The 12606-nt window shown below is 72.1% G+C and carries 11 protein-coding genes and 1 pseudogene; 7 read left to right on the plus strand and 5 right to left on the minus strand.

Annotated features, from left to right (window positions below; genetic code table 11):
- The coding region (locus AB0J39_RS33295) for a M4 family metallopeptidase (protein ID WP_363472034.1) at positions 1 to 1536 on the minus strand (1536 nt) is incomplete at its 3' end.
- A gap of 399 nt (positions 1537 to 1935) precedes the next feature.
- Between AB0J39_RS33295 and AB0J39_RS33300 the strand changes: the two genes are divergently transcribed.
- Positions 1936 to 2361, plus strand: a complete 426-nt coding sequence (locus tag AB0J39_RS33300; RefSeq protein ID WP_363472036.1) for a PPOX class F420-dependent oxidoreductase — start codon at positions 1936 to 1938, stop codon at positions 2359 to 2361.
- A gap of 190 nt (positions 2362 to 2551) precedes the next feature.
- Here the strand turns inward: AB0J39_RS33300 and AB0J39_RS33305 are convergent, their stop codons facing one another.
- Genes AB0J39_RS33305 through AB0J39_RS33315 form a run of 3 tightly spaced genes read right to left on the minus strand, consistent with a single transcriptional unit; the run spans position 2552 to position 4269 of the window.
- Positions 2552 to 3367: an SDR family NAD(P)-dependent oxidoreductase gene (locus AB0J39_RS33305; protein ID WP_363472038.1), complete on the minus strand. Its 816-nt coding sequence runs from the start codon at positions 3365 to 3367 to the stop codon at positions 2552 to 2554.
- Positions 3364 to 3837, minus strand: coding sequence for a DUF6789 family protein (locus AB0J39_RS33310; RefSeq protein ID WP_363472040.1), 474 nt, complete (start codon positions 3835 to 3837; stop codon positions 3364 to 3366). The genes AB0J39_RS33305 and AB0J39_RS33310 overlap by 4 nt, the downstream gene beginning before the upstream one ends.
- A 21-nt stretch (positions 3838 to 3858) precedes the next feature.
- Positions 3859 to 4269, minus strand: a complete 411-nt coding sequence (locus tag AB0J39_RS33315; protein WP_363472042.1) for a hypothetical protein — start codon at positions 4267 to 4269, stop codon at positions 3859 to 3861.
- Positions 4270 to 4699: 430 nt separating this feature from the next.
- On the opposite strand from AB0J39_RS33315, the gene AB0J39_RS33320 reads away from it, so the two are divergent.
- Both AB0J39_RS33320 and AB0J39_RS33325 read left to right on the plus strand, forming a co-directional pair.
- Positions 4700 to 7096 (plus strand): ThuA domain-containing protein, encoded by a 2397-nt coding sequence (locus tag AB0J39_RS33320; protein WP_363472044.1) that lies wholly within the window; start codon positions 4700 to 4702, stop codon positions 7094 to 7096.
- A gap of 75 nt (positions 7097 to 7171) precedes the next feature.
- Entirely contained in the window at positions 7172 to 7699 is a 528-nt protein-coding gene (locus AB0J39_RS33325) for a hypothetical protein (protein ID WP_363472046.1), read from the plus strand.
- Between the two features lie 92 nt (positions 7700 to 7791).
- Here the strand turns inward: AB0J39_RS33325 and AB0J39_RS33330 are convergent, their stop codons facing one another.
- Positions 7792 to 8208, minus strand: a complete 417-nt coding sequence (locus tag AB0J39_RS33330; protein WP_363472048.1) for a CBS domain-containing protein — start codon at positions 8206 to 8208, stop codon at positions 7792 to 7794.
- Positions 8209 to 8482: 274 nt separating this feature from the next.
- Here AB0J39_RS33330 and AB0J39_RS33335 point away from each other — a divergent pair, with 274 nt between their 5' ends.
- The 4 genes and pseudogenes from AB0J39_RS33335 to AB0J39_RS33350 all read left to right on the plus strand — a co-directional run.
- On the plus strand, positions 8483 to 9274 hold the full coding sequence (locus tag AB0J39_RS33335) for an alpha/beta hydrolase (protein WP_363472050.1): 792 nt from the start codon (positions 8483 to 8485) through the stop codon (positions 9272 to 9274).
- Entirely contained in the window at positions 9275 to 10405 is a 1131-nt protein-coding gene (locus AB0J39_RS33340) for a SpoIIE family protein phosphatase (protein ID WP_363472052.1), read from the plus strand. It abuts the gene before it with no gap.
- A gap of 105 nt (positions 10406 to 10510) precedes the next feature.
- Positions 10511 to 11176 (plus strand): alpha/beta fold hydrolase, encoded by a 666-nt coding sequence (locus tag AB0J39_RS33345; protein ID WP_363472054.1) that lies wholly within the window; start codon positions 10511 to 10513, stop codon positions 11174 to 11176.
- 219 nt (positions 11177 to 11395) lie between these two features.
- Positions 11396 to 12606, plus strand: a pseudogene (locus tag AB0J39_RS33350) (sensor histidine kinase); the annotation flags it as partial.

Genomic DNA, 12606 nt, shown 5'->3' on the forward strand with positions numbered 1-12606 from the left:
GCCGGCGGCGCTCCACGCCGCCTTGGTGGCCGCGCACTCGGCGCTGCTCGCGCCGTACAGCTCGACCGCCGCCGCCAGCGACGCGGTCCTGACGTTGACGTACTTCCAGGTCGAGGTCTTGCGCATCAGCGCGCCCATGTAGATCTTGCCGGCCTTCTGGATGCCGATGCCGGTCACCGAGGAGCCGCCGGAGCAGATCGGGCTGCTCGGCTTGCCGCCACCCGGGGACGAGCCCTCGGCGAGCAGGTAGAACCAGTGGTTCAGCGGACCGGCCGCGGAGTGGACCTCCGTGCTCGGGATCGAGGAGGAGTAGCAGTTGGGGTCGCCGGCGAGGGACGGGTTGTACATGTAGCGGATCGGCCCGTCGCCGACGAGGTTGACCTCCTCGCCCACCTGGTAGTCCGGCGGGTCGTTCGGGTTGTTGGCGTACGCCTCGGTGAGCGCGCCGAAGATGTCGCCTGTGGCCTCGTTCAGGCCGCCGTTCTCGTTGCCCGAGCCGGCGCTTCCCGGGGTCGTCTGGAAGATGGCGTGGCCGAACTCGTGCGCCACGACGTCGATCGGCGTGGCCTGGCGGGCGTTGTCCTGCGAGTGGCCGAAGTTGGTGTAGCTGCCGTTCCAGTACGCGTTGACCTGGTTGAGGCCGACGCGGGCGGGGAAGCCGCCGCCGTTGCCGTTGATGCCGTTGCGGCCGAGCCAGTCGCGCAGCATGTCCCACTCGCGCTGCACGCCGTAGAGCGCGTCCACGCAGGCGGTCTCCAGGTTGGTCCCGCCGCCGTTGCCCCAGGAGTCGTCGGTGCCGGTGTAGGCCGAGCCGTTCTGCCCGCCGCATCTGAGGCCGCTGCGGGTGGAGTCGGTCATCGAGTACGACGTGCCGGAGCCGCTGGTGTTGATGGTGACCGTGCCGTAGTAGTAGCCGTTGCCGGTGCCGGCCCTCACCTGGTCGTAGGAGTCGGCGATCTCACCGGTCGTCGCGTCGACGAAGACGTGCTGGATGCTCGGCTTGCCGTCGGCGATGCCGGAGACCACGGCCTCCCACGCCAGGCGGGGCTGTGCGCCCCATGCCAGGACCACCAGGCGCGGTGCGGCGCTGTCGTCGACGCGCGACAACACGGTCTTCGCCGTCGCCGTGGCGGTCTCGGCGGCGACCGCCGGCGAGGTCGGCACGCCCAGGGGGAGGGCGCCGGAGGCCGCCTCCGAGTCGCGCACCCGCCCGTTGGCGTCGGTGACCACGACCGCGTCGCCGCCCACCACGGGCAGGCCCTTGTACGCGCGCTCATAGGTGACGTAGAACATGCCGCCGCCCGCCGTCACGGCGGTGCGCCGGTAGGTCTCGCTGGGGGACACACGCAGGTCGTCCAGGCCGCTCGCGACGGCCTGGTCGGCCGCGGCCGCGGCCCGCTGCGCCGGATCGTCGGCGAGGGACCTCACCGCGGTCTCGCTGCCGGGCGGGGGCTTCGCGGCGGCGGCGGTGGGGGCTGCCACGACGCCGGTCACGGCCAGTGCGGCGGCCGCCGCGAGCAGTGCTGTGCGCCTCATGGGCGTCTTCCTTTCTCTGCCTCCCACGCGGCGTCCCGCCTTGTGGGCGGGCACCGGCGGTCGCGCGGCCGGGAGATGAGCCCGGGCGGCCGACACCGTGGGAACTGGGGGGTGATGAGAGAAATGGAGGGGGATGTCCGCTGTGCGGGGTACGCGCGGACACGTCTCTCCCATGGCGGGAAAGGCTGGGAGAAAAGGAGGGTTCTACGTCACGTGGCTCCTCGCTTCGCCGACCCGGCCGGGAAAACCGGCCCGTGCGCGACGTTAGAACCATGGTCGGGACTCGAACATCCGTAGCGATATCCGTACATCTACGGAAAAGCGACTGCGTTGGTGCGTAGGGCGTAAGAAACGGCCGCCGAGGCGGATGGCCGGGGAGTGGCACTAGCTTGGGGGGCCATGGAAAGGATGACCGAGGCGGAGTGGCGGGAGTTCGCGACGAGCGGCACCAGGACCGGCAAACTCGCCATAACCAGGGCGGACGGCCGGCCGCACGTGACCCCGATCTGGTTCGCCCTCGACGGGGACGACGTGGTTTTCACCACGCACGAGAGCAGCGTGAAGGCCCGCGAACTGCGGCGTGAACCACGCGCGGCCCTGTGCGTCGACGACCAGCGGCCGCCGTACTCGTACGTGATGATCGAGGGAGAGGCGACGCTGTCGGACGATCTCGACGAGGTGCGTCACTGGGCGACGGTGCTCGGCGGCCGCTACATGGGGGAGGACCGGGCCGAGGAGTACGGCAGGCGCAACGGCGTCGCGGGGGAGTTCCTGGTGCGCTTGCGCGTCGTCAGGGTCGTCGCCTTCAAGGACGTCGCCGGCTGACCGCCCCGCCGGCCGATTTCCGCGCCGAAGGCCCGCACGGCGATGGGCCACCTCGCCGCGCACACCTGCCGGGCCGAGCTGCCGACGCCGGTGTCAGGACCGTGCACCGCGAGCCCGGCCTGCCGGCGACCTCCGTATACGCCGAGGGGCGGGTGGTCCCCGCCCCTCGCCGCCCATCGCTCGGAGGAACCTACTCGTCCTTGCCGGACGTGCCGCCCTTGCCGGGTTCGGCCATGCGGCGGTGCATGGCGGCCTTGGCCGTGTCCGGGGTGACGCGGCCCGCCACGGCCTGGACCTTGTTCACGAAGGACCCGGCGACGACCTTGTCGTCGCCCTTCATCAGCGCGTCGAAGCCCTGCCGGGCGACCTCGGCCGGGTCGTCCTTCTTGCCCGAGCCCACCCGCGTGTCCTCCATGCCGGCCCGCTCGAAGAACTCGGTGTCGGTCGGTCCCGGCAGGAGCGAGGTGACGGTGACCCCCGAGTCCTTCAGCTCGCCGCGCAGGGCCTCGGCGAACGAGTGGAGGAACGCCTTGCTGGCGGCGTACACGGCCTCGAACGGCCCGGGCGTGAGCGCGGCGACCGACGACGTGAACAGGATCTTCCCCGTGCCGCGGGTGGTCATGGCCGCCACGGCGCGCTTGGCCAGGTGCACGGCGGAGGTGACGTTGAGCTCGATGAGTTTGAGCTCGGCCTCCAGCGAGGTCTCGCGGGCGAAGGCGCCGCCCACGCCGACGCCCGCGTTGATCGCGACGGCGTCCAGCGGGCGCCCGGCCGCGACGGTCGCGGTCCACAGCCGCTCCACCTCGTCGTACCGGGTGAGGTCGGCGCGCACCGGCGTAACCTGCCCGCCGTACTCCTTCAGCGACTCGGCGGCGGTGGTGAGCTCCTCGTCCTCCGCCGTGACCACCACGTCGAAGCCGTGCTGGGCGAACTGCCTGGCGAGCTCGTAACCGATGCCGCTGGAGGCGCCCGTCACGAGCGCCAAGGGCCGTTCCGTCGTCGTCATCTCTCCTCCTTCACGTCGTTCCGTCCGCCCTTTCCGCGCATGGCGCGGACCGCGAGCGCCAGCGTGGCGCCGTACACCACGTGCGCCGCGGCCATGACGACCGGGCGGCCGCGCGCGGGGTCGCGCGAGGCGGGCGGCAGGATGTTCAGGGCCGGCACCCACCCCTCGTAGGCGCCGAGCCAGATCAGCAGGGCGTAGCCGACGCCGAGGGGGACGCCGGCCCCGCGCCCGCGGGTGAGCAGCGCGAACGCCGAGCCGCAGGCGGTGCCGAAGCCGAGGTGGGCGGCGGCGCCGAGGACGTTCTCCCCGGGTTTCGGCCGGTGCCGGTGGCCCGGCAGGGCCGCCCTCATGATGTGCTTGGGCGGCTGGCCCGGCATCAGGCCGGTCTTCTGCCCGGCGAGCATCACCGCGCTCATGGTGACGGTGGACAGCGCGCCGGCGGCCGCGCCGCGTACGAGTTGGCGGATCAAGGTTCTCCCTCCAGGGGGCTGCTACAGACGTCGGGAGAGCTTCTCGGCGAGTCCCGCGGGATCGGCGACCGTCACGGTGAGACCGGGATGGCGCAGCAGCCCGAAGGGCTCGCCGCCCCGGATCGGCTCGTGGAACCGCACGCACAGCCCGCTGCGGGCGTTGGTGGCGAACGTCAGGCCCCGGTCGGCGAGCGACACGTGGACGCCGATCGCCCGGAACGGGGAGTAGGGGCCGGTCGTCTCGACCCCGGAGACGTTGGCCAGCGGGGTCTCGGTCACCCACGGCCCGAACCGGACCCGCAGGGTGCCCGGGCCGACCAGGACGCCGGCGGTGTCCGGGCGGATGCCCAGGACCGACAGCAGCGGGGCGAATCGGGGGTCGAAGTCGAAGGCGTAGCGCTGCGGTTTGCCCGCGGTGGTGTCGTCGGTCATCGCCACCCCTCCCGGCGTCTCGGGTCCGGGCCCGGGATTCGAGCACGTGTGCCGCGGGCCCTGTCGTCGCGGCGCCGCCCCCGCTCCCGCCGGGCAGGCGCCCCAAAGCCGCCATACCCTCCCGACTGGGATCAAACAGGGCGCGTCCCGTCCGGGCGCGAGCGCCCGGCCTCCCTCCTGGGCGGATGGCGACTTCTGCTGAGTGTGGGAGAAGTACTGACAGTTTGAGCAGGGTCTATCTCACTCCTGTCAGTAACTTTTTATGTTTTGAGACGGAAGTTTGTCAGGTCATTGACAAAGTTTCGAGACGCGGCTCACACTTCCGGGAGTCATCGCGTTAATACGTAGATCATCGCCTCATCGGGGTCGGCGCTCGTGGGGTCGGCGCTCCAAGGCGCGATGCGCTTTTCGTCCCGACAAGAGGAGTGACATGCGATCCTCTCGCACACGTCCCGGGCTGCGGTCGCGGTCGGCTCTGGCCGCCGCCGTGCTCGCGGTGCCGGCCCTGGTGCTCGGCTCTCCGGGTGCGGCCTCCGCCGCCGAGTCCGGAGCGGCGCCCGTTCTCGACGCTGCCACGCTGTCGCCGGCCGCCGAGCCGAACTACAACGGCGCGACGAACACCGCGTACACCCCGTCGACCACGACCGGGGCCAACGGCTGGTTCACCGACGGCGAGGTGACGCTGAACCTGTCCGCCACGGATGACGACGCCGTCGCGTCGTTCCGCGTGACGGTGGGTACGGAGGCCGCCGTCGAGGTCCCGGCCGTCCGGAACGGCACCCGCGGCACCGCCACCTACGTCGTCACGGGCGACCGCAACAGCACGGTCCGCTACGTGGCGGTCGACGCCGCCGGCAACGCCTCGGCCGCCAGGACGATCAGCGTGCGGATCGACACCAAACCGCCGGTCGCCGCCTGGCCGGGCGTCGTCGGCGGCAAGGTGCCGCACAGCGCGGCGGCCTCGTCCATCACGCCGACGCGGACCGACCCCACCCCCGGGTCCGGCGGCACGGCGGTGCGGGACATGTGGGTCGACGACAAGTGGACCTACCCGCTGCCGCTCGACCCGGCCACCCTGTCCGTCGGCGCGCACACGTGGGCGGTCACCCTCGGCGACTCCGCCGGCAACGGCGCCAAGTACACCCTGACCTTCGAGATCACCACCTCGGTCGCGGACCTGCGCGCCCTCGTCCAGCGCTATGTCACCGCAGGAAAGGTCTCGGCGTCGAACGGCGGCCGCCTGCAGGCGCTGCTCACCCAGGCCGACGCCGGCGGCGACGCCGCCGTGTCCGCGCTGACCCGCTTCGGCGCGCTGGCCGCCCAGGTCGTGCCCGAGGGCTACATGCGCGACTCCCTCGTGAAGGACGCCGCCTACCTGGTCGAGGAGCTCCGGGGGGTCGAGCACCCCGCCGTGGCCACCGGCGTCACCGTGAGCGCGGCGCGCGGCATGGAACGCGCTCCGTTCCGGCTCCCGACCGAGTCCGTGCGCAACGAGAAGCCGAAGTTCAGGGTGCTCGCCTTCGGCAACAAGCCGGGCGCCTTCCGGCACGAGCACATCCCGCTCACCATGGCCGTGCTGCAGGACCTGGGCCGGGCCAACAACTTCGACGTCGACGTGTACGACTACCTCAGCCCCGACGTCTCGGTGCCGAACCCCTTCGAGAGCATCGAGCGCCTGTCCCAATACGACGTCGTCATCGGCGTCTCGAGCGTCGGCAACGACACGTTCTCCACGGCCCGGCCCACCGCGGCCGACCCCAACGTCAAGGTGAACGAGCAGGCCGTCCTCAAGCAGTACATCAACAACGGCGGCGGCTTCGTCGCCCTGCACGGCGCCACCGACTCCATGCACCAGTGGGACTGGTACAAGGGCCTGGCCGGCGGCGAGTTCGACAACCACGGCTCCAACGGCGGCGGCATCCAGAACACCTGCGGGGCCTGCAACATCGGCGAGCTGGTGACCGAGGACGGCACCAACCCGGCCACGCGTCAGTTCCCCGAGAAGCTCAAGATCGTGGACGAGCTCTACAACTGGACCTTCCTGCCGCGCGAGAAGGTTCACGTCCTGCAGACGCTGAACGAGGCCTCGTACGTCGGCAGCATAGGGGCCGGCGCCGGCCGCATCGAGGGCGCCGACCACCCGATCTCGTGGTGCCAGAACTACGACGGCGGGCGCGCGTTCACCCAGGCGCTGCTGCACAACTGGGCGAACACCCTCGACCCGTTGTTCCAGAAGAACATCCTCGAGGGCGTGAAGTGGGCCGCCGGCCAGACCGAGGCGAACTGCGTCAGCCACGAGGAGCTGCGCAAGCTCGTCGCCGCCGGCGCTGCGGACGGTTCCGTCGGCGCCGACCTGGCCGCCGGCCTGAACCAGGCGCTCACCGCGTCGTACGACGCCTACCGGGTGAAGGACTACGCCGATGCGCTCGCGCAGGCCAAGGCGTTCCGTCAGCTGGCCGGCTCCGCCCTGGGCGGACGTGCCCACAGCACGATCGTGGACCGGGCGCACGAGCTCGTCGAGTGGATGAAGGTGCTCGACGACAAGAGCGTGCACCTGAGGATCGTGTCCCAGCCCAAGACGACGGCCGTGGGCAACGGTGAGGACGCCGTCTTCGCCGCGCCCGCCGAGGGCCGCAACGTCGCCTACCAGTGGCAGGTGAAGTCGCCGGGCTCGTCCGAGTGGGCCGAGATGGCCGGCGAGACGTCCTTCGCGATCGCGGTCACGGCGACCCCGGAGCTGTCCGGCTCCGAGTATCGGGTCCGCGTGACCGACCCGACCGGCGAGATCGTCTCCCGTTCGGCGTCCCTCAAGGTCAGCAGGCGCTGACCCCCGCCCCGGAGGCCCGGGCGCGCACCGCGTCCGGGCCGCCGGAGCCCTTCCGACGAGACAAGGAGTGGATGGATGGGGCAGGCCCTCACCCGGGTCGCACTCGCCGTGGCGTCGCTCGCGTTCTGCGCCGGGTGCGGCGGGGCCGGCTCCGCCGCGTCCTCCGCCGCGTCTTCCACCGTGTCCCCGGCCGCGACCGGATCCGCGGCGGACGGCACGGCGGCGTCTCCGGTGACGTGCGACATGCGGCCGCGCACGCCGCCCGGCGAGACGACCTCCTGGACGCACCCGGCCCAGTCCTTCTACAGCCCGTCCGACCAGGACATCCCCACCAGGGCGAGCCTCGACCACCTGCTCGTCAAGGACGACGCCCTGGTGATCGAGTACTCGGCGCGGCTGCCCGCCGCGTCGTTGCGGGCGCTGCGCGACTGGACGTACCTGCAGACCGCGACCGTGGCCGTGCCGGGGGACGACTCCGCCGCGGTGCGTGCCGTGATCGCCTCGACCGAGCTGGTCTGCGACGGCGTCGACACGATGCGGCTGTCGGAGCTGGCCGGCAGCAGGGCCCTTGGCCAGGTGGCCGGACACGGCGACGCGGGATGAGGGCCGCACCGGCACCGGCCGCGGTACGGCCCCGCACGCACGGAGCCCCGGCCGGGAGGGCCGGGGCTCGGAGAAACGTGCGGCGGCGCACGTCAGTCGGTGCTGATGGCGTCCACGAGGTCGCCCACCGGGCGGTCGGGCAGAGCGCGGGCCACGTCGGCCAGCGCGACGATCCCCACCAGCTCGTGGCCGTCGATGACCGGCAGCCGCCGGACCTTGTGCGTGGCCATCGTGTTCAGGATCTCGGCCGCGTCGTCGTCCGCGCCGATCGTCACGGCCTCGCCCTGGGCGAGCTCACCGGCCTGGCACGACTTGGGGTCCTTGCCCTGGGCCAGCACCTTCACGACGATGTCGCGGTCGGTCAGCACGCCCTTGAGACGGTCGTCGGTGCCGCAGATCGGCAGCGAGCCCACGCCGAGGCGCGCCATCTTCCGCGCGGCGTCGAGGACGGTCTCGTCCGCGTTCACGCACTCGGCCCGGGGGGTCATGATGTCGCGAGCGGTCGTCATGCGTTCTCCCTTCTTTCGTGTGTCGTCCGCGCGGCCGGAGGACGGCCGCGGGAAGGAACCCCGGCTCACACCCCGTCGGCGACCGTCCCGCGAGCCGGCATGACCGCGGCCATGCCGAACGACAGCCGGACGATGTCGTGCGGGAACGAGATCTCACGCCTCCAGGGGGAGTAGGGGACTCCCGCCGCCTACCCCCGACGGCACGGCGTACACGGCCGTCCGGATTCCGCCCCGGATTACACCGATAGTGACTTAGTTTGTACGCTTGCGCGTCATGAGTGTGATGGTGCGTAACAACGTGCGAATCACCGGCCGGCCGGACGGCCGCCCGATGGTCTTCGCCCACGGTTTCGGGTGCGACCAGAACATGTGGCGCCTGGTCGCTCCCGCCTTCGAGGACGAGTACAGGATCGTCCTGTTCGACTACGTGGGGGCCGGCGACTCCGACCTGTCGGCCTACTCCCCGGAGCGTTACTCCTCCCTGCAGGGCTACGCGCAGGACGTGCTGGACATCTGCGCCGAGCTCGACCTGACCGACGCCGTCTTCGTCGGCCACTCGGTGAGCGCCATGATCGGCGCGCTGGCGGCCATCAGGGAGCCGGCGCGGTTCGGGGCGCTGGTGATGGTCGGGCCCTCGCCCCGCTACATCGACGACGAGGGCTACGTCGGCGGCTTCAGCGCGGCCGACATCGAGGAGCTGCTGGAGTCGCTCGACAGCAACTACCTCGGCTGGTCCAGCGCCATGGCCCCGGTCATCATGGGCAACCCGGACCGCCCCGAGCTGGGGGCCGAGCTGACCAACAGCTTCTGCCGTACCGACCCGGACATCGCCAGGCGGTTCGCCACCGTCACGTTCATGTCGGACAACCGGGCCGACCTGTCCCGGGTGCCGGTGCGCAGCCTGATCCTGCAGTGCTCCGACGACGTGATCGCCCCCGTGGAGGTCGGCAAGTTCGTCCACGAGAACGTCCCCGGCAGCGAACTGGTGCTGATGCGGGCCACCGGGCACTGCCCCAACCTGAGCGCGCCCGAGGAGACCATCTCCGCGATCAAGGCGTTCCTGTAGGTGAGCCTCGCCGAGGAGGACGTCGAGGATCTCTACGAGCACGCGCCCTGCGGCCACCTGTCCACGCTGCCCGACGGGACGATCGTCCGGGTCAACCGGACGCTGCTCGAGCTCACCGGGTACGACCCCGGCGCGCTCACCGGCGGCATGCGGATCCAGAACCTGCTGGCCGTCGGCGACCGCATCTTCTACGAGACCCACTTCGCCCCGCTGCTCGCGATGCAGTCGGTCGTCCGCGAGATCGCGGTCGACGTGCGCCGCGCCGACGGCACCCGGCTGCCGGTGCTGCTCAACGCGGTGATGCGGGACGATCCGAGGGTCATCCGCTTCTGCGTCTTCGCCGCGACCGACCGGCGGGAGTACGAGCGCGAGCTGCTGCGCGCCCGCCAGCGGGCCGAGCGGTCGGAGGCCGAGGCGCGCGAGCTGGCCCGCACGCTGCAGCGCAGCTTCATCCCGCCGGCTCTGCCGGAGGTCCCGGGGCTGCAGGTCGCCGGGGCGTTCCGGCCGGCCGGAAACGGCGAACTGGTGGGCGGCGACTTCTACGACATGTACGAGACCGCCGGCGGCTGGGCCCTCGCCCTCGGCGACGTGTGCGGCAAGGGGGTGGAGGCCGCCGTCGTCACCAGCCTGGCCCGCTACACGCTGCGGGCCGCGCCGATCCGGGAGCCCAGCCCCTCGGCGGTCCTGTCCGCGCTCAACCGGACCCTGCTGCGCGAGCGGGCGGGCCGGTTCGTGACGGCCGTGTACGGCCAGCTCGCACCCGCCGGCCCGCACTTCCGGCTCACGCTCTCCCTGGCCGGTCACCCGCCTCCGCTGCGGGCCCGGGGGGAGGCGGTCGGCGAGATCGGGCGGCCGGGCAACGTCCTCGGCCTGCTGCCCAGCGTCAGGCTGACCGACGTCGACGTCGATCTCGCGCCCGGCGACGCGGTCCTCTTCTACACCGACGGCGTCGTCGAGGCGCGCAGGGACGGGGAACTGTACGGCGAGGAGCGGTTGCGCCGCCTGCTGGGCGATGCCCGTGCCTTGGAGGCGGACGGGATCGCCGACGCGATCGTGGACGACGCCGTCGCCTTCCAGTCCGGGCTGACCCGCGACGACATCGCCCTCGTCGTGCTCAAGATCCCCGGCTGACCCGCCCCGCGCCGGCAGACGCGGGACGGCGACTGGTGATTTCCCCGATGCCGTGGCCCGAACCGATCGCGAGACTCCTGTCATCCCCCACGGCAAGGAGATCTCATGCGTCGGATCGTCGGCCCCCTCCTCGGCCTCCTGGCCCTGCTCGGCTTCCTCGCTCCCGGCGTCCCCGCCCAGGCCGCCGCCCACAACCCCGTCGTCTTCGTCCACGGCTACACGGGAAACAGCACCAACTTCGCCGCCCTGCAGGCGTATCTGGTGGCCAACGGGTGGTCCGGCAGCAGGCTGTTCGGTTACAACTACAACTGGGCCGGGTCGAACGTGATCAGCGCACAGGGCCTGGCCGCCTTCGTCGACGACGTCAAGGCCCGTACGGGCGCGTCCAAGGTGGACATCGTCAACCACTCGATGGGCGGCCTGGTGACCCGGTGGTACCTGCAGAAGCTCGGCGGGGCCGCGAACGTCGGCCACGTCGCCTCACTGGCCGGGGCCAACCACGGCACGACCTACGCCGGTGCCTGCACCATCTACGTCTCGTGCATCGAGATGCTGCCCGGCTCGGCGTACATCACCTCGCTCGCCGGCGACGAGACGCCGGGGTCGGCGAGGTACGGCACCTGGGTGTCGCCCTGTGACGGCATCATCATCCCCTACACCAGCACCCGGCTGTCCGGGGCGGACAACCACACCCTCGCCTGCGTCGACCACCTGTCGATCCTGAGCAACATCCAGGCGATGTCCGGCGTCCGCGACCTGCTCGACAGCTGATCGTTCTCGTGCGCCGCCGGGCGGCCCGCAGGCCGCCCGGCGGTGTCCAGCGACTCCGCCGCCGGCCGCGCGCCCTCCCCGATCGATAACGGCCCTGCCACAATCGCGGGGGAGACGCGGCTCGCACGCCGCTTCGCGGGCACCCTGGGGTCAGGCAGGGAACGGGAGCCGGAAAGCGGGGGCGGGATGGCGTGGGCAGCCCGCGCGGGCGCTGTCGTCATGGCTGTGGTGTCCGCGGTGCTCGTGGCCGCGGCGCTGCTGATCCTCGCCGGACTCCCGGCGCAGTGGCGGGTGCCGGGGACGGTCTCGCCGCTGATGCCGGCGGGGGTGACCTTCCCGGCGGTCGGCGCGTTCCTCATCGCGTACCGGCCCCGGCTCACGCTGGCGTGGCTGATGTGCGTGGGCGGGCTCGCCGCCGCCGTCCACGACGTCTGCCAGATGGCGATGCTGGCGTCGATGGCGCGCGGGGACCTCGCGCTCGCGGAGTTGCTGAGATTTCCGGCGCAGGCCGGCTGGGCGGTGAGCGGGATCACGCTGGAGACGCTGCTGCCGTTGTACTCCCCGGACGGCAGGCTGCCCTCGCCCCGCTGGCGGGCGGTGGTGCTGCTCGGTGTGGCGTCCGTCGGGGCCGAGACGGCGCGCCAGTTCGTGCGGCCCGACCCGCCCCTCGAGGGCTATCCGCTCCCCGCGGTCGTTCACAATCCGCTGCAGATCCCGGCCCTGGCGCCGTACATGCCGGCGATCGGGACGCTGGCCTGGACGGCGATCGCCGTGTCGCTGGCTCTGGCGGCGCTGTCGCTGCTGCTGCGCTTCCGCCGCGCGGACCCGGCGGGCAGACGGCAGATCGGCTGGCCGCTGTTCGCGTTCGCCGGATACGTCGTGTTCTCGCTCCTGGGTTCGGCCGTGCCCGGGCTGGTCTGGCTGTCGATCGTCTGGGCGGCGCTCGTCCCCGTCGCGATCGTGTTCTCGGTGACGCGCTACCGGTTGTACGGCATCGACACGGTCGTCAGCCGGACCTTCGTCGCCGCGGGGCTGCTGGCCGTGGTCGGCGGCGTCTACTTCGGTGTGGCCGCGCTGTCGAGCCTGGTCGTGTCCGGGTACGACCAGGTCGCCGGGCTCGCCGCCGCCCTCCTTACGGGCGCGTTCTTCCAGCCGCTGCGCCGGGTGCTGCAACGTGCCGTCGACCGCCTGCTCTACGGCCCGGTGGGCGACCCCCGCGTGCTGGCCGAGCGGCTGGTCCACGAGGTGCGCCGGGGCGATCCGGCGCAGGCGCTGGAGCCGGTGATCGGTGTGCTGCGGGAGGGCCTGGCGGTGCAGGGCGTCGCGGTCGAGGTGACCGGCGGCGAGCCGGGGCTGCGGGCCGGGGTGGTCAGCGCGGTCAGCGGGCAGGTCGGCGACCGCCCGCGCGAGGTGCCGCTGGTCTGGCACGG

It is taken from the genome of Microbispora sp. NPDC049633 (assembly GCF_040675265.1).
Taxonomy (GTDB): domain Bacteria; phylum Actinomycetota; class Actinomycetes; order Streptosporangiales; family Streptosporangiaceae; genus Microbispora; species Microbispora maris.